The sequence below is a fragment of the Haloleucobacter ellipsoideus genome (assembly GCF_052491725.1).
Window position 1 is genome coordinate 527,209 of the sequence record NZ_JBQWAR010000018.1, and the last position, 21,958, is coordinate 549,166.

The window sequence follows — 21,958 nt, forward strand, 5'->3', positions numbered from 1 at the left end:
CGCCTGTATTGATGGCCTATTTCAATTCCAATATAGAAATGCATGAGGCTTTCCCGACGGATGCCCGCATTGTCTTCATTGGGGACAGTCGCATAGACCATCCCGATTGGGAGGACATGTTCGAGAATGTCCGGGTGGGGAACCGGGGGATCAGCGGGGATACGTTCCACAGCCTCTTGAAGCGCATCGAGCATCTGGGCATACGCAAGCCGGATGTGGCGCTGCTGGAAATCGGCGTGAACGATGTGTTGCTGGGCTATGAGCTGGATGCGATCCGCGCCAATGCCGATGCGGTGATGGCGAAACTTCTGCCCATGGTCGGGCGGCTTGTGGTTCTTGAGGTCATAGACTGCAAGCTGGAGGGGTGTGACCGCCCCAAGGTGGCGGCGGTGAATGCCTATCTGCGCGATCTGGCTGCCAGAAACGGTGCACAATTTGTCGAGCTGAACCCGCGTCTGGCTGATGCCGAAGGGTTGCGGATGGATCTGTCGCAGGATGGTGTCCATCTCAATGCCGCTGGCTACAGGCAGGTGGTGGAGATCCTGTGCGAGCAGGTTTCCGAGCTCTCCTGCAAGCCGGCGGCGCAATAGGCCGCCTGTCAGCGCTCAGGTGCGCGGTGCAGTCTCCTTCGGCTTGCCGCGCTCTTCTTCCTCCGCCTTGCGCAACAGTCCGGTGGCGACATCGGCAAGGCGCGGGGCGGGCAGGGCATTGAAGGGCATGGGCCGTGTCACCGCAATGGCGGCAAGGCCGAGGCGGGCCGTGAGCATGCCGTTCACCACCCCTTCCCCCAGCTTGGCCGAGAGCTTGGCGGCAACGCCTTGCCCCACCAGTTGCTGAACCAGCGTATCTCCCGCCGCCATGCCCCCCGTGATCGCCAGATGCCCCAGCACATGCCGGAACAGCCGCAACATGCCGAGTGCGCCCGGCCGGCCACCATAAAGCTGGGCCAGACGACGCATCAGCGTCACCGCAGTATAGAGCACAAAGGCCAGATCCAGCAGCGCGCGCGGGGAAATGGCGGTGACGACGGACACGTTCTTCGCCGCTTCCGACACCATCTGCCGGGCACGGGAATCCAGATTGGGCAGAAGGGTGCGCTCGGTCAGGCGGACCAGGTCCGCGCCATCGATGATGCTGCCGAGATGGCCTTCCAGATCCACCCGCGCGCGGGCAAGGCCGGGATTTTCCGCCGTCAGCCTCAGCATTTCGCGCGTGACCTTCTCGGCCTTCACGCGGTCATCTTCCGCAAGGGCGGCGGTGGCGTCATCGCGGATATGGTCGAGATGGGCGAGGCGATAGAGGCCGCCCACCTCCCGCGCCACAACGCCGAGCGCGGCCAGCACCAGCACCAGCGCAATGCCGGTGCCCAGATAGCCGAGCCATTCCGATTGCGCGAACAGGTCGCTCACAAGGCGGCTGAGCCCGATATAGAAGGCCAGGCTCACCACACCGCCAAGGGCGGACCAGAACACCGTGCCCCAGGGAAAGCCCCCCTTGCGCTTTTCCACCGGTGCCACATCCAGTGGCGAAAACTCCGGTTCAGCCGGCTCTGGCGGGGCAAGGGTGATGTCTTCCTCATCCAGCCGGAACACGCGGGGCCGGCGTGACGAGCGCCCCTGCTCATTTGTGTGGCCGGAAGTCTCGTCACGCATCAGGAACCACTCCAGTGCCGGTGGAAGGGCGCATGTTCAGAACCACCGGGCATCATACCAGCCGGTCACCGATGAGAAACTGAAGGGCCCGGTCCAGACGGATATGGGGAATGGGACGGTTTTCGCCAATGCCGGCGGGCGGGCGAAAGCGCAGGAAGCGGAAATCCGCCGCCTCCGGGTCATCCGCCGCAAGGCCGCGAAAGCCGCTGCCGGTGGGGTCGAAGAGGGTGTCCGGGTCGGCCGGAAGATCTCCGGGAAAGACCGCCACCTCCTCCTCGCCATCAAACACATGGCCGCCCGCGCGCTGGCCCTTTTCGGGCGTGCCGACAATGGCATCCATGTCCTGCCCGTCCCGCCGCACACGGGCCTCGCGGGTGGCGCGCATGGCCGCCAGAGCCACCACATCCTGCGCCGCGCCGCGCTCATGCGCCCGCATCCGCGCCCGCTCCACCAGTCTGGAGAGAATGGCTTCCAGACGGTCATGGCTGGAGCGGTGGAGATGGTCTGCCTTGGTGGCGGCGAACAGCACCTTTTCCACCCGCGGACGGAACAGGGCGCTGATGATATTGTTCTGTCCGGTGCGGAAGGCCGCCAGAATGCCATCCAGCGCGCGTTCCAGATCGGCGAGCGCGGCAGGGCCGGCATTCAGGGCGGAGAGCAGGTCCACCAGCACGATCTGCCGGTCGAGCCGGGCGAAGTGATTGCGGAAGAAGGGCCGCACCACCGCGCTTTTATAGGCCTCGAACCGCCGCTCCATCATTGCCGCGAGGGAGCCGGAGCGCGTGCCGCCATCGGCCGGCAGGTCCAGCGGTGCGAAGGTCAGGGCAGGGGAGCCCTCCAGTTCGCCGGGCATGAGGAAGCGGCCGGGCGGCAGCAGGCTCATGGCCAGTGTTTCCGTGCGGCAGGCGGCGAGATAGGCGGTGAAGGCTCCGGCCACCTCGCGCGCCCGGGTTTCATCCGCTGGTGCATCGGGCGGGTTTGCGGCAACGGCGGCAAGATATGGCCCGGAGACGGCGGAGCGGGGCGCTGCGCGGGCCAGCGACAGGCTCTGGCGGGAAAAATCCGCATAGCTCATGTCCAGCAAGGGCAGGTCCAGCAGCCATTCGCCGGGATAGTCCACCAGATCCAGCGTGAGATTGCGCATGGCCCCACGCCCGGTGGCATAGCGCAGGGCAATGCGCAGCTCGCTCACCCGCGTGGTGGATTCGGGCCAGGCGCGCGCCTGTTGCAGGCTGGCCATATGCGCCTCATAGGCAAAGCGCGGCACGGCATCATTGGGCTGGGGCTCCAGCCGTGCATGGGCGATGCGGCCGGATTGGGCCGCCTCGAAAACCGGCATGCGGGCCGATTGGGTGAGCGCATGGATGAGCGCGGTGGTGAAGATGGTCTTGCCCGCGCGCGAAAGCCCGGTCACCCCCAGCCGCAAGGTGGGGTTGGCGATTCCGCTCGCCTTGTCTGCCAGAGACATGAGGGCGATGCGGGCATCATCCAGCGCATCGGTGAAGCCGGCCATTCTCAAGCCCTCGGCTTCAGGTGCATCATGTGGGATCGACCAGCTCGCGCGGCTGGATGAAGCGGTCCAGACGCCCGGTTTCCGGCGCGACAGCGGACCATTCGTCCACCGGCAGGTCGATCACCGCCAGCGCGCCGGTGGGGAATTTCACCTTCACCCGTTCCAGCGCATCCCCCGCGGCAGATGCGCAGAGCATCAGGGTGAGGTCCTCAAGGCCGGGATTGTGCCCCACCAGCATCAGCGTGTGCACATCGGCCGGCTGCTCGCGCAGCACGGCCAGCAGGCGGGCGACCGGCGCCTCATAGATGCGCGGCTCGCTCGCCACCTCCGGTGCGGGCTTGAGAAGGGGGGAGACCAGATCCCATGTCTCACGGGTGCGGCGGGCCGGGGAAACCAGCACCTTGTTCGCCACCAGCTGTTCGCGGGCCAGATAGGCCGCCATGCGTGGCGCCGCCGCCCGCCCGCGTGGGGCAAGGGGGCGTTCAGGGTCAGCAACCCCGTTTGGCCATTCGGACTTGGCGTGACGGAGCAGGAGAAGTCGCCGCATCTGGTGCCTCGATGCCTTTCAGGTGCCCCATTTATGGCCCATGGCCGGTATGCGGCGCAAGACATGGGGCGGTGAAACCATGCTTTTTAATGTCGCTTCAAGGAGTTCGCCCGGCAGCATGTGCGGAGGGCTTTTGACCGGGCCGGGTTGCGAGAACGGGCCGGTTGTGATTCAGGGAGGCCATGATGATGACCCTTTCGCCCCCTCTTCAGCCCCTCTCTGTGCGGCATGATGATACTTCTGTGGCGGCAGACATCGCTGCATCGCCAAGGTCTTCCGATGACGCGGCGCATGGTGGCGCGGCAGCCGGTGACAGCCTCGGGCCTGTTGTGGATTGTGACTTCTGCATTGTCGGGGCGGACCTTGCAGGGCTGCTGATCGCCTGTGATCTGGCCAGCCGCGGCTATGAGGTGGCCCTCATCACTATTCCGGGGGAGGAGACATCCGGCTTTGATGCCGCCTTTGCCCCCGGTTTCAGCTTGCCAACGCCCGAGCTGGTTGCGCGTGTGGGGCGCGATGATGCAAGGGCCCTGATGAAAATGTCTGTCGCGGCCGCTGAAAAGGGCATGGCCTATGTGCGGCAGGCGGGGCTTGCGGCTGGTCCGCGGGGCCGTCTGGCCGTGGCCGCTCCTCATGCCGCAGAGGCACTGGTGATGGAGCATGCCGCGCGAGAGGATCTGCTGGCCCATTCGGCGCTGCTGCTGAACGCGCAGGATACGCAGGCCCTGCTGGGCACCCGGGCTTTTTGTGCGGCCATGGGTGTCGTGCCGGCAAACCGGGTGGATGTGGCGGCCCTGCGGGCTCTCCTGTTCACCGCCGCGCGCGAATCCGAGGTCCATATTCTGGAGGGAACGGCCGGACTGAAGGCCGACCTTGCCAATCCGCGCAAATGCGTGGATGCGGGCAAGGTGCGTGTGCGCTCTTTCGGGGTGGTGTTCAGTGGCGGGCTTGCGGTGGCGCGCGTGGCGCCCGCGCTCGTTCCTTCTCTGGTGGCGCGGCCACATGTGCGCGGCGTGTTTCAGGTGGGGGAGGATGAGGATGCCTATCAGGGACTGGTGGAGGAATATGGCTCCACGGGCCTGCGCTTCTACCGGGAAGGCCGTCTGCTCCATGTGTGCGCCGAAACGGCGCTTCTGCCCCGCACGGAAGGCTGGGCGGCTTTTGCCCTCAAGCGCCATGCGCGTGTGCTTGGCGCGGCGGTGGAAGGGCAGGCGCCGCAGAATGTCCATTCCATCATGCTGGCCGGTGCCCGCGAGCGGATGCCCGTGCTTTATGAAGGGGGGAAGGGGGTCTGGTATTGCGCGACCCTTGGGGATGACGAGCCGACCCATGGGGTGATGGCGGCAGACCTCATCGTCGATGCCATGATCGGGCAGGATGATCGTATCCGCCTGCTCCAGCCCTTCGGCCTTGCTTCTGCAACCCAGCGTCCATTGAGCCGTATGGAAACGATCGTCTCCTATGGTTACGCAAGGCTTTCCAGAGCTTTTTCAGGCAGAAAACCAGAACCCCCCACACCCCCGCCAGCCTTGCCGGCACCATCATCCGGCGCGGATGGGGACGGGGGTGGGTCAGGCCCGCGGGCTTGAGCGCATCCCCATGAAAAGAATGGGGATTTCTCCGGTTTTCCGGATGTGCTCCGGGCTTCCCGCAGCGTTATGTTCCCCAGGGGAATGCTGCGCTTGCAAGGGTGTCCGGATACATCTTCGGGTTGATTGAAAGCCTGAATGCCCGGTGGGGATTCTCGCCATCGCCATCAAAAAATGGCATATTGTTAACCATAATTTTGCCCCTTGGCGGAGGGTTCGGGCGAAAAGGTGAAAGGTAGAATTTACGGACACCGCATAGCGTCAGGCCGATTGCCGGGTTCCCGGTGATGTCTGGTTGGCGGAAATCTTTATTCCGCCTGATGTTTTCCCGATAACCGAGTTGATATGGCGAACGCGGCGAAATCCTTTCACAGCTCCTTTCTGACGCCCGTGCTGGTGGCTTCCGCTGCCCTCGTGCTCGCGTCCACGCCCGCTCGGGCGGATGAAGAGGGGGGATTTTTTGATTCCGTCGCCAACTTCTTCAATCCCAACCGGGAGAAGGAGCAGTCAACAGCCTCTCCGGATGCCGTGCCCTACAAGGTCGAGATCGAGGTGGTCGATGGCAGCCGCTCGCTGCGCAATGCCGTCATCGATGCCTCGAACCTGAAGGCGCTGGAGAAGAACCCGCCGGCCGGCGCGGCCGGACTCGTGCGCCGGGCGGTGGTGGATCGGGACAGGCTGGTCGCGGCCCTGTATGCCGAAGGCTATTATGGCGGCACCATCGACATGACCATTTCCGGCAACCAGCCGGATTCGCCCAATATCTTCGATATCGTCCAGGCCGCCCGTTCGCGCGGCCCGGTGCCGGTGAAGATCGTCATTCATCCCGGCCCGCAATTCCATTTCGGCTCCGTGCGCATTCTCAATGCCGCAACCGGACGGCCCCTGGCCGATGCGCCGACCCAGAAGGCGCTGGCGCTGCAGACGGATGAGCCGGCGCTTGCAAGCTCCATCGTCTCGGCGGAATCGCGGCTGGCCGGCCACTGGCGGGACATGGGCTACCCCTTCGCCCGCGTCACCAACAAGGATGTGGTGGCCGATCACGCCGACAAGCGGATCGATGTCACCTTTTTTGTCGATCCGGGCCAGCGCGCGAAATTCGGCAGGTTCACGGTGGAGGGGGCGGACTTCCTGACCCCCGGCTTCATCGAGGACCGGATCGAGATCCAGCCGGGCGAGACCTTCTCGCCCAAGCGGCTGGCGGATCTGCGCACCCGCCTTTCCAAGATCGAGGCCATTGGCGGCATCCGTATCCGCGAGGGTGACCATCTGGATGCCAATGGCGGCCTGCCCGTCGTCATCGAGGTGAGCCCGCGCAAGCCGCGCTATGTGGGCTTTTCGGCGGAATATTCCAATACGGACGGTTCCTCCGCCAATGTGTTCTGGGGCCACCGCAACCTTTTCGGTGGTGGTGAAACACTGCGGCTGGATGGCGCTGTCTCATGGTTCGGCCAGACCCCGGAAGCGGTGCCCAATGCTGACCCCTTCGGCTACAAGGTCTCGGCAACCTTCACCAAGCCCGGCATCATCACCGCGCGCGATGATCTCATCGCCGCCGCGGCCCTGATGCGCGAGGTGACCAACGCCTATGTGCGGGAAGGTGTGACCGTCACCGCCGGTGTGCGTCGCCGCTTCAGCGATCAGTTCTCCATGCAGATCGGCGTCGATTTCGAGGATTCCTCGATCGAGGATGCCAATGGCAAGGGCGATTATTTCATCGTCGGCATCCCGATCGATGCCAATTTCGACAATACCGACTCCCAGCTCGACCCCACCCGCGGCTTCCGCGTGAATGCGACGGTGGAGCCTTTCGCCTATCTGGGCGATGGCGGGGCAGGGCCTGTCATGGCCAAGGGCACAGTTTCGGCCTATCACGCACTGGATGAAGACAAGCGCTATGTGCTGGCCGGCCGCGTTTCGGCGGGCAGCATGATGGGCGCATCACTGGATGATGTGCCGGCCAACCGGCGTTTCTATGTGGGCGGCGGCGGCTCCCTGCGCGGCTATGACTACCAGTCTGCCAGCCCGCGCAACGCCTTTGGCCAGATCATCGGCGGCCTGAGCTATTTCGAGGCTTCCGCGGAGGCGCGCATCAAGATCACCGACACGATCGGCATCGTGCCCTTCTTCGATATGGGCGCGGCCTTCTCCAACGAGTTCCCGGACTTCAACAACCTGAAATATGCCGCGGGTCTTGGCCTGCGTTACTACACCGGAATCGGCCCGCTGCGCTTCGATTTCGCCGTGCCGCTCAATCCGGGGCCGAATGATGGCTCCTACGGCATCTATGTCAGTCTCGGACAAGCCTTCTGAGGGGGTGGGTATCATGTTTCTGCGCCTTCTCAGGTGGATTGGTTTTGCTCTGGCAGCGGTTGTGGTGCTGGTGCTGGTTCTGTTCGGCGTGCTCCAGACCGGGCCGGGAAAGTCCGTGCTGGCGCGCGTGGCGTCTTCCCTGTCCTCCGTCTCCGGGCTTGAGGTCGAGATCGCCGATATCAGCGGTGGCGTGCCGTGGGACATGCGCATTGGCCGCATCTCTGTGGCTGACCCGCACGGCCCCGTGGCGCAGGTGGATGATCTGCGCCTGAGCTGGAGCCCGCTCTCCCTGCTGGGGGGTGTGCTGAATGTGGATGCCATCACTGCCGGGCGCGTGGCGCTGGAGCGCCTGCCGGAGCTTCCGCCTTCCGAACCGGAGGCAGCGCCCGCCAGCAGTGGCGGCAGCTTCATGATGCCGGTGCGTCTGGGTCGTCTGGATATTGCGGATATTTCCATTGGCGAACCGGTTCTTGGCCATGCCGCCGAGCTGTCGCTCACCGGCTCGGCCGATCTGATGGCCCGTGGCCCCGGCCTTTCCGCCAATCTGGCCCTGGACCGCAAGGATGCGCCGGGACGGATTGCGGCGAAGGTGGAATATCTGCCGGAAACCCGCAATCTGGATGTGAACATCACCGCCAATGAGCCGGCAGGGGGCCTTGTGGCCCGCCTTGCCGGCATGGACGGATTGCCGGAGCTGAATGCCAGTATCGAGGGCAATGGCCCCATCGATGCGTGGGATGGCCATCTGCGCCTGACCGCCGGGGACATCGCGCAGATGAGCGGTGCAGCCGGTGTGCGCGCGGTGCCGGAAGGCCATCGCATCAATCTGGGTCTTGATGCCGATGTGGCGCGGCTGCTGCCCGACGATATCGCTCCGCTGCTGGACGGGCGCACGGAAATTTCCGGTACCGCGCTGGTGCAGGATGGCGGGCTTGTGGATGTGGAAAGCTTCACGGCCCGTGCGGCCGGCTTTGGCGCTGCCGCGCGCGGGCTTGTGGATCTGGAGGGCAACCGCTCGGATCTCGCCTATAGCGCCGTGCTGGGTGATGCTTCCCGTTTTGCCGGGCTTGCACCGGGCGTGAAGTGGGAGAGCGTGAAGCTGGAAGGCGTGCTCAAGGGCAAGCTGGCTTCTCCGGCCACTTCATCACGCCTTGAGGCGGTGAAGCTGGGGGGCGCCGGCTATGGGGTGGGCACTCTCAAGATCGATGCCAAGACCATGCCCTATGCGGCGCAGAATGCGCTTCTGGTGAGTGTGGAAGGCGATGCGCAGGGCCTCACCGCAGATGACCGCAAGGTGAGGAGCGCGCTGGGCGAGACCGCCACTTTCTCCCTCAATGCCACTGTTCCCGAGGCGGGTGAGCCCGCTCTCACCGGCTTTGTCGCGAATCTTGCGGCGCTGGATGCGCATTTCAATGGCACGGCCAGCGCGCAGGCCGCCTCCGGTGTGCTCACGCTTGAGCGGCTGGATCTGGCCGCTTTCGGCCCGCTGGCAGGCCAACCTCTTTCCGGCACGGCGCAGCTGAAGGCCGAGGTGAAGGGGGCAAAGGGCTATGAGGAGCTCGACATCCGGCTGGATGGTTCGACCGATGCCGTGAAGACCGGCATCGCCGCCGTGGATTCCATTTTCGGCGCCACCAGCCGCATCAGCGGCGCCCTGGAGCGCAATGGGCCGGAGGATTTCGCCGTCCGCAATCTGGCGCTGGAGGCGACTGGCCTGACGCTGGCTGCCAACGGCACCATGTCCTCCACGCTGGCGGACCTGAAGACCACGGTCTCGCTGGATGATCTGAAGCGGGTGGACCCGCGCCTTTCCGGCAAGCTGGATGCGGATGCGGCCTTTTCCGGCTCGCTGAATGATCTGGGCGTGGCCGCGCGCGTGGCCGTGCCGCAGGGCACCGCCATGGGGCAGAAGATCGAGGGGCTGGGACTGGACCTCAATGCCCGCAACCTCACCGGCCTGCCTTCGGGAGATTTCCGTCTGGATGGCCGCATTGCCGAAAAGCCGGCCCAGGGCGGCGGCGCCTTCGCCATGGGCGAGAATGGCGCGGCGCGGCTGGAGGGGCTGGATCTGGCTATCGGTTCGGTTTCGGCCAAGGGGGATGTGGCGCGTGGTGAGGATGGCCTGTTTGCAGGCAAGCTTGCGGTTGCCGCCGGCAATCTGGCGGACCTTTCCGCGCTGGCGCTGACCGAAATGGCCGGCAAGCTGAATGCCGATGTGGATCTGGGTAATGCCAATGGCGTGCAGAGCGTTTCGGTGAAGGCTTCGGCTGATGGGGTGCGCGCTGCCGGGCAGAGCATCGGCTCCGCACGGATCGACGCCAGCATCACGGACCCTACCGGCCAGCCGGTGATGAACGGCAATATTGACCTGAACAATGTGAATGCCGGCGTGCATATCCCCCGGGCCAAGATTGTGGCGCGCGGGCAGGGGCAGGGCACGGCCTTGCAGATCGATGCCGTGGTGGACGGCATGGATGTGACTGGCGCGGCCCAGCTCAACCATTCGGGCGATACATCACGCCTGCGGCTGGAGCGGTTGCGTGCGGCGCGCGGGCGCACGGCCATCGCCACCACCGCACCGGCCAATATCACCATTCGCGGTGGCGAGGTGGAGATCGACAAGCTCACCATCGCCAGCGGCAGCGGCAATGTCAGCGTCTCCGGCAAGGCCGGCAGCGCGCTGGATCTTGCCGTGGATATCCGCGCCCTTCCGCTGGCAACCGCGGAGCTGGCCGTGCAGGGCCTTGGCCTTGCCGGAACGCTCAGCGGCAATGCCCGTATCCGTGGCGCGGCCGACAAGCCGGACGGCACCTACAATCTTCAGATCAACGGCCTCAGCAATCGTGAGATCGCCAGCGCCGGCGCCGGCCCCTTCAGCATTCGCAGCGAGGGCTCGCTGGGCAATGGGCGGGTGAATACCCGCACCACCATTGGCGGGCGCTATGTTTCCGATCTGGTGATTTCCGGCTCCGCTCCCATGGGAGCCGGAGACCTGGACCTTGCCATTCGCGGCGGGCTGGATCTGGCCATCGCCAATGCCACCCTTGCGGCAACCGGCAGTCAGCTTTCCGGCCGGGCGGCCATTGATGCAACCTTGCGCGGCACGGCGCAGGCCCCGCGTGCGGGCGGCACGGTGCGCATCAGCAATGGCCGCTTTCTCTCTTCTGAAATGGGCGTGACGCTCAACCAGATCGAGGGTGTCATCACGGGCACGGAGCGCACCGTCACGGTCACCTCCTTCAGCGCCCGCACGCCAAATGGCGGCACCATTACCGCGCGCGGCAATGTGGGGCTGGACCCGCAGGCCAATTTTCCCGGCCGCGTCGAGCTGTTCATGCACAATGCGGGCATTGTGAACAGCGAGCTGATCCGGCTGGTCACCCAGGGTTCGGTGGCGGTGGATGGCCAGTTCACCAATGATCCGAAAATCGTCGGCCGCATCGAGATCAAGGCGATGGACGTGAACATTGCCGAGCGTATTCCCGGTGGTGTGCAGGCCATCAATGTGCGCGACAAGAATGACCGTCGCGGCCGTAATGCCGCCCGCCTTGCCCCGCCAAAGGAGAGCGGCCCCGCCACCGCACCCAGCAAGGGCATGGCGCTGGACGTGGTCGTTTCCGCACCGAACAACATCTTCGTGCGCGGCATGGGCATGGAGGCGGAACTCGGCGGCACCATCAAGGTGGGGGGCACCAGCACGGCTCCGGTAACGGAGGGCGGGTTCGAGATGCGGCGCGGCCAGCTTGCCGTTGTCGGCCGGCGGCTGAACTTCACCCGCGGCAAGATCACCTTCACCGGCTCCACCGATCCGGAACTGGACTTCGTGGCGGAAACCTCGGCCAATGACATCACCGCCCGGGTGATGGTGGCGGGCTATGCCTCTGACCCGCAGATCACATTCGGCTCCACCCCAACCCTGCCGCAGGATGAGGTGGTCTCCCGCCTGCTGTTCGGCCGCTCCTCCAGCTCGCTCACCACCAGCCAGGCGCTGGAACTGGCGCAGGCCATGGCGCAGTTCTCCAGTGGCGGCGGCGGTGTGATGGACCAGATGCGCCGCTCGCTCGGCGTGGACAGCCTGGAAGTCGGCACCGACTCCACCGGCAAGGGCGGGCAGATCGGCATGGGGAAGCGCATCAATGACCGCATCTATATGGGCGTGCGCCAGGGCACGACACCGGCCTCCAGCAAGGTGACGGTGGATGTGGACGTGACCAAGAACATTCGCCTTCAGGGCGCGACAGGTGCGGACGGCAATACGACCGTGGGCATTGGCGCCCAGTGGGAATATTGATGCGCCGGGCGTGAGGCCCGGCGCAACCGGATCAGGAAAGGCAAGAGCGCAGCATGCGTTTCTTCATGAAACGGCGAGGCGGGGATGGCAACCGGGATGCCGCGCGCATTCTGGGAGACATGGTGCGTAAGGCACTGGCTCTGGAAGAGGAGGCGACCGTCTCCATCTCCGAAATTTCCTGCGGGGATCCGGCCTGTGGCGGGGCGGAAACCGTGGTGCTGGTGATGCGCCCGGGCCAGCGCACCCAGGCCGCCAAGGTACTGATGCCGATGGCGCAGGTGCAGGAGGCAGACCTGCTGGCCGCGCTTCGGCCACTGGCGGGGCCGGAGGCCGGCTGATCCGCCTGTCCGCGCATCGCGGATCTGGCGGCGCGGGAGAGTGGAATGCCATTTCCCATGGAATACAAACCGCATCGGGGGATTTCGATGCGGTTCTTGCCGAGGTCGCCGAACAGTGCGGCCTGCCTTCACGCCATCAGGCCTATGGCACGGTGCAGGGCGCCCTCATCTGCGTCCACCGCCGGTTGAGCCTGCGGGATGCCATCGCTTTCGCACAGATCCTGCTCGCCATGCCGCGCGAGGTGCAGATGCTGCGGCCCCACCATAATTTCTCACCTGATATGGCAATGCGCGATGTGGCCTGCGTCTTGCGCCGCCATGTCGAAGCTGAGAAGCTGGAGCGCTGTCTTGCAAGTCTGCCCGTTCCCGCACGGGCATTCTGGATTTAAAAGAGGCGCGCAGACCCTGTCCTGCCGGGTCTGCGGACGTTTTCCACCACCTTCCTGCCGCATCAAGCCGATGGTGCCATCGTGACCTCTCCCGCCCGTTCGCTCAACAGCGTCTATTCCGCCTTGCCGACAACGGTTTTCGAAACCATGTCCCAGCTTGCCCGTGTGCATCAGGCGGTCAATCTGGGGCAGGGCTTTCCGGAGGACCCGGGGCCCGAAGATGTGCGGCGCAAGGCGGCGGAAGCGGTGGTGGCGGGCTGGAACCAGTATCCCTCCATGCTCGGCATGCCGGAACTGCGGCAGGCGGCGGCCATTCATTACCGCCACTGGCAGGGGCTGGTGCTGGACCCGGAAACGGAGATCATGGTCACATCCGGTGCCACCGAGGCGCTGGCCGTGGCGCTTCTGGCCCTGATCGAGCCGGGGGATGAGGTGGTGCTGTTCCAGCCGCTTTATGATGCCTATCTGCCACTGGTGCAGAGGGCCGGCGGCGTGCCCCGGCTGGTGCGGCTGGAGCCGCCACACTGGCACATCACCCCGGAAAAGCTGGCGGCGGTCTTCTCGGACCGCACGAAGCTGGTGCTGCTGAACAACCCGCAAAATCCCACCGGTGTCGTCCATTCCCGCGCGGAACTGGAGCTGGTGGCCGGATACTGCCAGCGGTTCGATGCCTATGCGGTATGTGATGATGTGTGGGAGCATATCGTTTTTGACGGGCGCAGGTTCGAGCCCCTCATGGCGCTGGAGGGGATGCGGGAGCGCACGGTGAAGATTTCCTCCGCCGGCAAGATTTTTGGCATGACAGGCTGGAAGGTGGGCATGATGTTCGCCGCCCCGCCTCTCATGAAGGTGCTTTCGCGCGCCCATCAGTTCCTCACCTTCACCACGCCGCCCTGCCTGCAAAGCGCGGTGGCCTATGGGCTGGGCAAGGAGGATGCCTGGTTTGAGGATATGCGCGCCCAGCTCCAGCGCGCGCGAGACAGGCTGGGCGACGGGCTGGAGGGGCTGGGCTTCACCGTGCTGCCTTCTGCCGGCAGCTATTTCCTGAATATCGACCTGTCCTCGCGCTTTGCCGCGCCGGATGATGAGGCCTTCTGCAAGGAGCTGGTGCTGCGCCATGGCGTTGCGGCCATTCCGGTTTCCGCCTTCTATGCGCAGCAGCCGGTGCGCAGCGTGGTGCGTCTGTGCTTTGCAAAATCCGACGCCACGCTGGATCTGGCTCTGGAGCGTCTCGCGCGGGCGGGGGAAGGCATGAGGTAGCCGGTTCCGGGCAACCTGACCAAACATTAATTGGACCTGCGACGCAAATTGGCGTTGCATCCGTCTCATATGTCAGGCCCTGCGGCCATGCCTTCAGCGGCGTGGGGAAGGGCTGTTCCTGTGGCCATCCAGATGCGTGTTGTCGGGTTTCTTCGGCTTGCGGGCCGGAGCAATCGCGCGGGTGGCCATACAGAAGTGTGGATCTTTGGGGTCGTAATGGGCGAAACAGCATCACAGGGCAGAGGGCGGCGTGTTCTGGCCGTCATCATCGGTCTTGCCATTCTGGGCGGGGCGGGATGGCTCTGGCAGAACCGGCCATGGGATGGCGCCGGCCAGGGTGCTGAGATCAAGGCGACGCCGCGTGCCGTGGCCATTCTCGCCGAGCCCGCCGCCAGCCGGGACATGCCGGTGCGGGTGGAAGCGCTCGGCATGGTTGAATCCATGGTCACCGTGCCCATCCGCTCCCGCGTTGCCGGCACCATTACCCGCGTTGCCTTTGAGGATGGCGCGGAGGTGAAGCAGGGTGAACTGCTCTTCCAGCTTGATGCGCGCGAGATTGATGCTCAGATCCGTCAGGCCGAGGCGACCCTCTCGCGGGACAGGGCGCAGCTTGAAAAGGCGGAGCGTGATGTCGTGCGCTATACGGGGCTTGCCACCCGTCAGGCGGTCTCGCAGGTGCAGGTGGAGGATTCACGGACCACCGTGGATGTGCAGCGCGCCGTGGTGGCCCAGAACGAGGCCAGCCTCGAGGCCCTGAAGGTGCAGCGCACCCATTATGACATTCATGCGCCGGTGAGCGGGCGCATCGGTGTGGCCGCCGCGCGGGCCGGGGCGGTGATCCGGGAGGATGAAACACTGGCGACCGTGCGCCAGCTGCGGCCCATCTATGTCACTTTCGGCCTGCCGGAACGCTATCTGAACGCATTGCGCGAGGCACAGGATGCCCATGTCGCCATCACGCTTCAGGGCTCGGGAGACCGGGTGGATGGCGGGCGTGTCGCCGTGATCGACAATCTGGTGGACCCGCAGACCGGAACCATTCCTGTCCGCGCCGTGTTCGGCAACAAGGATGAACATCTGTGGCCCGGCACGCTGGGCGCCGTCACCGTGACCCTGCGCACCGAGCCGGGCGCCGTCACCGTGCCGGGCGAGGCCGTGCGGGTGGGGCAGAATGGCACCTTCGTGTTTGTGGTGAAGGATGGCATGGCCACCATGCGCCCGGTGACGGTGAACCGCACGGTGGATGGGTTGAGCGTGATCGGGGAGGGGCTCAGGAGCGGGGAGGTGGTGGTGACCGATGGCCATCTCTCCCTGCGTGATGGCAGCGCGGTGAGCGTGAAGAACACGGTGCCTGCGGCAGCGGGAGGCTGAGCCATGTTTACCGATCTGTGCATCCGCCGCCCGGTGATGACCACGCTGATGATGCTGGCGCTGATCGTGGTGGGCCTGTTTGCCTATCGCCAGTTGCCGGTGGCTGCCCTTCCACGGGTGGATATGCCCACCATTACCGTCACCGCCTCGCTTCCCGGTGCCAACCCGCAGACCATGGCGACCGCGGTGGCGACCCCTATCGAGCGCCAGCTTGCAACCATTTCCGGCATCACCTCGCTTACCTCGGTGAGTTCTCAGGGCAGCACATCGGTTACGGTGCAGTTCGATCTCAACCGCAATATTGATGAGGCGGCGCTGGATGTGCAGTCCGCCCTCTCTCTGGCCCAGCGCCAGTTGCCGGACGAGATGACCACCCCGCCCAGTTTCCGCAAGGTGAATCCGGCTGATGCGCCGGTGCTGTTCCTTGTGGTCTCTTCCGATACGCTGCCGCTTTCCAGCGTGAATGAATATGCCGATACGGTGATTGGCCAGCAGGTTTCGCAACTGCCCGGCGTGGCGCAGGTGCAGATTTATGGCAGCCAGAAATATGCCGTGCGCATTCGTGTGGACCCGGCGGCGGCAGCCACGCGCAACATTTCGCCCGATGATATTCAGAAGGCCGTTTCGGCTGCTGCCTCCAATACCCCCATCGGCATTCTTTCCGGCCCGCGCCAGTCCTTCACCATAGATATGGGCACGGCACAGGCGAGCGCGGACAATTTCCGCCGCATCGTCGTGGCCTGGCGCAATGGCGCTCCGGTGCGTCTTGATGAAATCGCGGAGATTTCCGATGGCGTGGAAAATGAGCGGGTGGCGAGCTGGTTTGGCGATACGCGCGCGGTCATCGTCGCGGTTGTCCGCCAGCCGGATGCCAATACCGTGGCCGTGGTGGATGAGGTGCGCGCCCGCCTGCCGTCCTTCCGCGCCCAGCTTCCCGCCTCGGTGGATGTGAATGTGCTGAATGACCGCTCCACCTCCATCCGCGAGGCGGTGAGCGATGTGCAGCGCACGCTGTTCGAGGCCATCGTTCTGGTGGTGCTCGTCATCTTCCTGTTTCTGCGCAATGTGCGGGCAACCCTCATTCCGGCGCTCTCCCTGCCGCTCTCGATCATCGCCACCTTCGCGGCCATGTGGCTGTTCGGCTATTCGATCAACAACATGACGCTGCTGGCACTGACCCTGTGTGTCGGCTTCGTTGTGGATGACGCGATCGTGGTGCTGGAGAATATCCACCGCCATATCGAGAACGGGGAGAAGCCCTTTGCGGCGGCGCTGCGGGGCGCGCGGGAGATCGGCTTCACCATTGTCTCGATGACGCTGTCTCTGGTGGCGGTGTTCATTCCCGTGCTGTTCATGGATGGCGTGGTGGGGCGGGTGTTCCGCGAATTCGCGGTGACCATTTCCGTGGCCATTCTGGTGTCCGGCTTCGTCTCGCTCTCCCTCACGCCCATGCTGTGCGCGCGGGTGATGAAGGGGCATACGCAGGAAAAGCCGCCGGGCCGCTTCTCCCGCATGATGGAGCGGATCTTCGATTCATGGCTGGCGGCCTATCGGGTGAGTCTGGATCTGGTGCTGCGTCACCGGCCTTTCATGCTGGTGGTGACGCTGGGGAGCATCGCCCTTTCGGTCTATCTCTATGTGATCATTCCCAAGGGCTTCTTCCCGCAGGAGGATACGGGCTTCATCTCCGGCACGGTGGTGGTGGCCAATGACTCCTCCTTCGATGCGCTGGCCGAGCGGCAGAAGATGGTGGCTGAAGCCGTGCAGGCCGATCCCAACGTGGCCTATCTGGTCTCCACGGCGGGCAGTTCGGCGGCCAGCCGGGGCTCGAATACCGGGCGCCTGTTCATTGCGCTGAAGCCCTTTGCCGAGCGCGACCTTTCTGCCGACATGGTGGTGCAGGATCTGCGCAAGCGTGTTGCCGATATTCCCGGCGTTCAGGTGTTTTTCCAGCCGGTGCAGAATATCCGTATCGGCGGCGTCTCCTCGCGCAGCCAGTTCCAGTACACCTTGCAAAGTGCGGATGAGGTGGAGCTCTACCGGATCGCCGCCGAAATGGAGGAGCGTCTCTCGCATCTGCCCGGATTGCGGGATGTGACCTCGGATCTGGAAATCAGCAATCCCCAGCTCACCATTGATCTGGACAAGGACAAGGCCGCCGCGCTGGGCGTGAGCGAACAGATGCTGCGCGATGCGCTCTACAGCCAGTTCGGAACCCGGCAGGTGGCGACCCTGTTCACCTCTACCAACCAGCACGCCATCATTGTGGAGGCGCAGCCGCGCTTCCAGCGGGATGCGGCGGATCTGGGCCGGGTGTATCTGCGCACGGCGGAGGGGTCTGTCGTGCCGCTGGAAACGGTGGCCAATATCCGCCGCACCGTGGGGCCGCTCTCGGTTTCCCACCAGCAGCAGCAGCCGGCTGTCACCATCTCCTTCAATCTGGCGCCGGGCGTGGCGCTGGGGCAGGCGGTGGAGGCGATTGGCGCGGTGGAGCAGGAGGCGGGCCTGCCCGCCCATGTCACCTCCAGCTTCCAGGGGACGGCGCAGGCCTTCCAGGATTCACTGTCCAGCCAGCCCATCCTCATTCTGGCGGCGGTGGTGGTGATCTATATTGTGCTGGGCATCCTGTATGAGAGCTTCATCCACCCCATCACCATTCTTTCCGGCCTGCCTTCCGCAGGCATCGGGGCGCTGCTGACACTGATGGCGCTGGACATGGAACTGTCCGTCATCGCCATCATTGGCATTGTGATGCTGGTGGGCATTGTGAAAAAGAACGCGATCATGATGATCGACGTGGCGCTGGTGCTGCGGCGGCGGGGGGAGGATGCGGTCACCGCCATCCGTACCGCCGCCCTGATGCGTTTCCGCCCGATCATGATGACCACCTTTGCCGCCATTTTCGGTGTGCTGCCCATCGCTCTGGGGGCCGGGGCGGGCTCGGAGCTGCGCCAGCCGCTGGGGGTGGCGGTGGTGGGCGGCCTGCTCGTCTCGCAACTGCTGACGCTCTACATCACCCCGGTGGTCTATCTCTATCTGGACCGGTTCGACCGGGCGGTGAACCGGGCGATTCTGGCCCATTCGGAAAATCAGGCCACACCGCAGAAGAACCCGGCCGAATAGGCCGGCACAAAAAAGCCGGCGGGCATCTGCTGCACCGCCGGCTTTGATTCTCCTATGACCCCGGAGGGGTGGGCATCAGGCCCAGCTGATGAACAGGCCGACATCACCCGGCAGGCCATTCGGCCAGTCCACGATCTGCGCCTTGAACTTGTAATGGGCCTGGCGCAGATGGTCGCGCCACAGCTCATAGGCCTGACGGGGGCGCCCGGTGAGGGAATCTGGCCAGTTCTCATCCCCGTTGTTCAGGGCGCGCCCCTTGTCCGTGCACAGGGCATTGGGGAAGCGCATGATCATGATTTCCGTCTCCCCCCGCTCGGCGGCCAGACGGATCTTGTGGATGAGGTTCTGCTGAATCTCGTGCAAGCGTTCCGGAGTGAGTTCGAGCGGCTCGGAGAGCTTCTTGATGAGCTCAGCCCGCGTCCGCTCTGCCAGATCCATGGCCGACAGTTCTTTATTGAGTCGGGCGGCTTCCTGCTGGTGCATATAATTGCGCAGGTCTTCAGCCGAGATGAAGCTCTCGTCCGCCAGGTTCTCATGACCGGAAGCCTGGGTGGGTGTCTCCGTCATCATACAGTCCTTTCAAGCGCAGCGGTTCAGACTGGCAGGCGGCAGCAACTTGCGCCCCTAGGTAACTCTCGCCTGTTTATGGGGTTCTTTAGCGCATAATCATGGCGAACAGTAAAAACTTATCATGAAAATCGACGGCATCAGAAAAGATGCGCCCGCGCAACTGGCCTGAACCAAGATGCATAAAGCCCCTGTTCATGAATCCGGGTGCAAAGTCGGGTAAATGGGGCGCCCGGCTGCTTGTCAGTGGGGTGGAACACTGTCTTTCCCGTTCGGCAGCGCCGGCACATGTCAGGGCTGCCGGAATAGGCCGTGAGCATGAAATGGTCGGTGAATGTGTCATTTGTGTCACCACATGACTGGAATTGTGCTCTAGTTGGGGAAGCATACGGGATATGTCGCCCGGCCCGGTGTCCGGGTGTGGGCGATGGCAAAAAGCGCGGCGCATGGCCGGTCAGGCTGTGGCACGACGGGAAATCGAGGTTCGGCATGTCTGCATATCGCTGTGGCCGGATGGCCCTTCTGGCAATGGGCTTCTCCCTCGGGCTGGGAACTGCCGCGCAGGCCGCTGATTTCGCCTTTGGCGAGAAGGCGGCAACGCCGGAAGACTGGTACATCACCATCGGCGCCCGCGGCATCATGGAGCCCAGCTATCCCGGTTCGGACAGCTACAAGGTGCGCCCCGGCCTTATCCTGTCCATCGCCCGCGCCAGCGAACGCAATGTCTTCCACAGCGTGGACGACAACCCCTCCATCGCCCTGTGGAACAGCCGCGCTTTCCGCGCCGGTATCGTCGGCCGGCTGGACTGGGGCCGCAGCGAGAGTGATTCTGACCGTCTGCGCGGCATGGGTGATGTCGACTTCTCGATCGAGGCCGGTGGCTTCGCCGAATTCTACCCGATGGACTGGCTGCGCCTGCGCGCCGAACTGCGCTATGGCATGGGCGGGTTTGACGGCCTGCGTGGCGACCTGCGTGCCGATGCCATCTTCCGTGAAGGCCCCTGGCGCTTCGCGGTTGGTCCGCGCCTGTCCTATGCCAGCTCGGGCTATATGGATACCTATTATGGCGTCACGGCCGAGCAGTCCTTCCTCTCCACCCTGCTCCTGAACCCGTTGCCGACCTACAAGGCCAGCAGCGGCTTCGACAAGGTGGGGGCGACAGCGCAGCTCAACTACACCTTCAATAACGGCTTTGAGGCCGGCATCTTCGGTTCCTATGGCTATCTGCTGAGCGATGCCGCCGATTCGCCTCTGGTGGAGGACAAGAACCAGTTCACCGCCGGCGTTTCCCTGAGCTACACCTTCAATATGGGCCCCGGCCTGTGGTGAGCTGAAGGTTTTCCGGTCTGAAAAAAGCCGCCCGCGGGAAACCGGGGCGGCTTTTTGCTTGTCTGCAAGGGCGGTCCCGGTCGCCGCCTCAGCGCTCGCGCCGCGCCAGGAAGGCAAGCCGTTCGAACAGATGCACATCCTGCTCATTCTTCAGCAGTGCACCATGCAGCGGCGGAATGGCCTTGCGGGCATCCTGCTGACGCAGGGTTTCGGCATCCACATCCTCGGCCAGCAACAGCTTCAGCCAGTCGATCAGCTCGGAGGTGGAGGGCTTCTTCTTCAGGCCGGGCACCTCGCGCAGCTCATAAAACACGCGCAGGGCCTCACTCACCAGCCGCTGCTTGATGCCCGGAAAATGCACCTCCACGATCTCCCGCATGGTCTGCGCATCGGGAAAGCGGATGTAATGGAAGAAGCACCGGCGCAGGAAGGCATCCGGCAGCTCCTTCTCATTGTTGGAGGTGATGATGACCACAGGGCGCTGGCGCGCCTTCACCTGCTCGCCGGTTTCATAGACATGGAACTCCATGCGGTCGAGTTCCTGAAGCAGGTCGTTCGGGAATTCGATATCGGCCTTGTCCACCTCATCGATCAGCAGCACCGGACGCTGTTCGGCGGCGAAGGCCGTCCAGAGCTTGCCGCGGCGGATATAGTTGGCAATGTCATGCACCTTGGGGTCGCCGAGCTGGCTGTCGCGCAGGCGGGCCACGGCGTCATATTCATAAAGCCCCTGCTGGGCGCGGGTGGTGGATTTGACATGCCACTCAATCAGCGGCGCATCCAGCGCCCGCGCCACTTCCTGCGCCAGTACGGTCTTGCCTGTGCCGGGCTCTCCCTTGATCAGCAGGGGGCGTTCGAGAACGATGGCGGCATTCACGGCCACTTTCAGATCCTCGGTGGCAACGTAATCCCTGGTCCCCTCAAAGCGCATCGGCTGTTTCCTCAGTTTCTGTCTGGCCGGGTGCAGGGTTGGCACAGTCGGGGTGTGCGTCAAGCCCCCCGTTTTGCGGAGGATCAATTTGCACGCCCAACCATTGTAAATTTAATCGGGTTGTCCACGGGCCACCTCACCGATATAAGCGCGGCGACCTTGGAGCGTTATCCATGCCGAAAGATATGCATGTCGCGTCTGTAAGGCAGGGGAGTGCGCTTGAGTTCGTTGCCGGTGCGTTTGCCTGAAAGGCGCCGTGCCGCAGGGAACCACAGCTTATGAGGGACAGGCTGATGTCTATCCATCTCGAAGAGGATTATCGGCCCACCGAGGACGAGCCTTTCATGAACGACAGGCAGCGGGCATATTTCCGCAAGAAGCTGTTGCGCTGGAAGGACGACATCCTGCGGGAAGCGCGTGATACCCTTCAGAACCTTCAGGACGAGAACCAGAATCATCCCGATCTGGCAGATCGTGCCTCTTCTGAAACGGATCGCTCGATCGAGCTGCGGGCGCGTGATCGCCAGCGCAAGCTGATTGCGAAAATTGATGCTGCCCTGCTGCGCATTGATGATGGAAGCTATGGCTATTGCGAGGAGACGGGTGACCCCATCTCCCTCAAGCGCCTTGAGGCTCGCCCGATCGCGACCCTCTCCATCGAGGCGCAGGAGCGCCATGAACGGCGTGAGAAGGTGTATCGGGACGACTGACCCGTCTGCCGCAAGATATGAAAAAGGCTGGCATC

The 21,958-nt window shown here is 64.2% G+C and carries 16 protein-coding genes; 10 read left to right on the top strand and 6 right to left on the bottom strand.

Features of this window, described 5'->3' with window-relative positions; genetic code table 11:
- Positions 1-11: 11 nt before the first annotated feature.
- Positions 12-590, top strand: a complete 579-nt coding sequence (locus ACT6QG_RS09735; RefSeq protein WP_444977348.1) for an SGNH/GDSL hydrolase family protein — start codon at positions 12-14, stop codon at positions 588-590.
- Between the two features lie 15 nt (positions 591-605).
- On the opposite strand, the gene ACT6QG_RS09740 is transcribed toward ACT6QG_RS09735, so the two are convergent.
- From ACT6QG_RS09740 to ACT6QG_RS09750, 3 genes are read right to left on the bottom strand one after another with little or no spacing between them, the layout of a single operon-like run.
- On the bottom strand, positions 606-1,652 hold the full coding sequence (locus ACT6QG_RS09740; protein ID WP_444977349.1) for a YcjF family protein: 1,047 nt from the start codon (positions 1,650-1,652) through the stop codon (positions 606-608).
- A 52-nt stretch (positions 1,653-1,704) separates the two neighbouring features.
- The gene (locus ACT6QG_RS09745; RefSeq protein WP_444977350.1) at positions 1,705-3,165 is read right to left on the bottom strand and encodes a YcjX family GTP-binding protein; all 1,461 of its coding nucleotides are present in this window, start codon (positions 3,163-3,165) and stop codon (positions 1,705-1,707) included.
- Between the two features lie 25 nt (positions 3,166-3,190).
- Positions 3,191-3,712 (bottom strand): SixA phosphatase family protein, encoded by a 522-nt coding sequence (locus ACT6QG_RS09750; protein WP_444977351.1) that lies wholly within the window; start codon positions 3,710-3,712, stop codon positions 3,191-3,193.
- A gap of 242 nt (positions 3,713-3,954) precedes the next feature.
- Between ACT6QG_RS09750 and ACT6QG_RS09755 the strand changes: the two genes are divergently transcribed.
- The 4 genes from ACT6QG_RS09755 (at position 3,955) to ACT6QG_RS09770 (ending at position 12,243) form a co-directional block, all read left to right on the top strand.
- On the top strand, positions 3,955-5,301 hold the full coding sequence (locus ACT6QG_RS09755; protein WP_444977352.1) for an FAD-dependent oxidoreductase: 1,347 nt from the start codon (positions 3,955-3,957) through the stop codon (positions 5,299-5,301).
- Positions 5,302-5,646: 345 nt separating this feature from the next.
- A complete protein-coding gene (locus ACT6QG_RS09760) occupies positions 5,647-7,614 on the top strand; it encodes an autotransporter assembly complex protein TamA (RefSeq protein ID WP_444977353.1) in 1,968 nt (655 codons plus the stop codon).
- Between the two features lie 13 nt (positions 7,615-7,627).
- The gene (locus ACT6QG_RS09765; protein WP_444977354.1) at positions 7,628-11,905 is read left to right on the top strand and encodes a translocation/assembly module TamB domain-containing protein; all 4,278 of its coding nucleotides are present in this window, start codon (positions 7,628-7,630) and stop codon (positions 11,903-11,905) included.
- 53 nt (positions 11,906-11,958) lie between these two features.
- On the top strand, positions 11,959-12,243 hold the full coding sequence (locus tag ACT6QG_RS09770) for a hypothetical protein (protein ID WP_444977355.1): 285 nt from the start codon (positions 11,959-11,961) through the stop codon (positions 12,241-12,243).
- 128 nt (positions 12,244-12,371) lie between these two features.
- Here the strand turns inward: ACT6QG_RS09770 and ACT6QG_RS09775 are convergent, their stop codons facing one another.
- A complete protein-coding gene (locus tag ACT6QG_RS09775) occupies positions 12,372-12,509 on the bottom strand; it encodes a hypothetical protein (RefSeq protein ID WP_444977356.1) in 138 nt (45 codons plus the stop codon).
- A gap of 204 nt (positions 12,510-12,713) precedes the next feature.
- On the opposite strand from ACT6QG_RS09775, the gene ACT6QG_RS09780 reads away from it, so the two are divergent.
- The 3 genes from ACT6QG_RS09780 (at position 12,714) to ACT6QG_RS09790 (ending at position 18,386) form a co-directional block, all read left to right on the top strand.
- Entirely contained in the window at positions 12,714-13,892 is a 1,179-nt protein-coding gene (locus ACT6QG_RS09780; RefSeq protein WP_444977357.1) for an aminotransferase, read from the top strand.
- 216 nt (positions 13,893-14,108) lie between these two features.
- Positions 14,109-15,263 (top strand): efflux RND transporter periplasmic adaptor subunit, encoded by a 1,155-nt coding sequence (locus ACT6QG_RS09785; protein WP_444977358.1) that lies wholly within the window; start codon positions 14,109-14,111, stop codon positions 15,261-15,263.
- A gap of 3 nt (positions 15,264-15,266) precedes the next feature.
- Positions 15,267-18,386: an efflux RND transporter permease subunit gene (locus ACT6QG_RS09790; protein ID WP_444977359.1), complete on the top strand. Its 3,120-nt coding sequence runs from the start codon at positions 15,267-15,269 to the stop codon at positions 18,384-18,386.
- Between the two features lie 75 nt (positions 18,387-18,461).
- Here the strand turns inward: ACT6QG_RS09790 and ACT6QG_RS09795 are convergent, their stop codons facing one another.
- Entirely contained in the window at positions 18,462-18,953 is a 492-nt protein-coding gene (locus ACT6QG_RS09795) for an HU family DNA-binding protein (RefSeq protein WP_444977445.1), read from the bottom strand.
- A 489-nt stretch (positions 18,954-19,442) separates the two neighbouring features.
- On the opposite strand from ACT6QG_RS09795, the gene ACT6QG_RS09800 reads away from it, so the two are divergent.
- Complete coding sequence (locus ACT6QG_RS09800) at positions 19,443-20,282, top strand: MipA/OmpV family protein (protein ID WP_444977360.1); 840 nt, start codon at positions 19,443-19,445, stop codon at positions 20,280-20,282.
- An 88-nt stretch (positions 20,283-20,370) separates the two neighbouring features.
- Here ACT6QG_RS09800 and ACT6QG_RS09805 read toward each other — a convergent pair whose 3' ends face one another.
- Positions 20,371-21,213, bottom strand: coding sequence for an AAA family ATPase (locus ACT6QG_RS09805; RefSeq protein WP_444977361.1), 843 nt, complete (start codon positions 21,211-21,213; stop codon positions 20,371-20,373).
- A gap of 293 nt (positions 21,214-21,506) precedes the next feature.
- Here ACT6QG_RS09805 and dksA point away from each other — a divergent pair, with 293 nt between their 5' ends.
- Positions 21,507-21,923: an RNA polymerase-binding protein DksA gene (gene dksA / locus ACT6QG_RS09810; RefSeq protein ID WP_444977362.1), complete on the top strand. Its 417-nt coding sequence runs from the start codon at positions 21,507-21,509 to the stop codon at positions 21,921-21,923.
- Positions 21,924-21,958: the final 35 nt, after the last annotated feature.

What these genes read in the sequence shown, in the direction of transcription:
- ACT6QG_RS09735 (WP_444977348.1), top strand. Translation starts at nt 12, where the DNA reads ATGGCCTATTTCAATTCCAATATAGAAATGCATGAGGCTTTCCCGACG.
- ACT6QG_RS09740 (WP_444977349.1), bottom strand. Translation starts at nt 1,652, where the DNA reads ATGCGTGACGAGACTTCCGGCCACACAAATGAGCAGGGGCGCTCGTCA.
- ACT6QG_RS09745 (WP_444977350.1), bottom strand. Translation starts at nt 3,165, where the DNA reads ATGGCCGGCTTCACCGATGCGCTGGATGATGCCCGCATCGCCCTCATG.
- ACT6QG_RS09750 (WP_444977351.1), bottom strand. Translation starts at nt 3,712, where the DNA reads ATGCGGCGACTTCTCCTGCTCCGTCACGCCAAGTCCGAATGGCCAAAC.
- ACT6QG_RS09760 (WP_444977353.1), top strand. Translation starts at nt 5,647, where the DNA reads ATGGCGAACGCGGCGAAATCCTTTCACAGCTCCTTTCTGACGCCCGTG.
- ACT6QG_RS09765 (WP_444977354.1), top strand. Translation starts at nt 7,628, where the DNA reads ATGTTTCTGCGCCTTCTCAGGTGGATTGGTTTTGCTCTGGCAGCGGTT.
- ACT6QG_RS09770 (WP_444977355.1), top strand. Translation starts at nt 11,959, where the DNA reads ATGCGTTTCTTCATGAAACGGCGAGGCGGGGATGGCAACCGGGATGCC.
- ACT6QG_RS09775 (WP_444977356.1), bottom strand. Translation starts at nt 12,509, where the DNA reads ATGGTGGGGCCGCAGCATCTGCACCTCGCGCGGCATGGCGAGCAGGAT.
- ACT6QG_RS09785 (WP_444977358.1), top strand. Translation starts at nt 14,109, where the DNA reads ATGGGCGAAACAGCATCACAGGGCAGAGGGCGGCGTGTTCTGGCCGTC.
- ACT6QG_RS09790 (WP_444977359.1), top strand. Translation starts at nt 15,267, where the DNA reads ATGTTTACCGATCTGTGCATCCGCCGCCCGGTGATGACCACGCTGATG.
- ACT6QG_RS09795 (WP_444977445.1), bottom strand. Translation starts at nt 18,953, where the DNA reads ATGACGGAGACACCCACCCAGGCTTCCGGTCATGAGAACCTGGCGGAC.
- ACT6QG_RS09800 (WP_444977360.1), top strand. Translation starts at nt 19,443, where the DNA reads ATGTCTGCATATCGCTGTGGCCGGATGGCCCTTCTGGCAATGGGCTTC.
- ACT6QG_RS09805 (WP_444977361.1), bottom strand. Translation starts at nt 21,213, where the DNA reads ATGCGCTTTGAGGGGACCAGGGATTACGTTGCCACCGAGGATCTGAAA.
- dksA (WP_444977362.1), top strand. Translation starts at nt 21,507, where the DNA reads ATGTCTATCCATCTCGAAGAGGATTATCGGCCCACCGAGGACGAGCCT.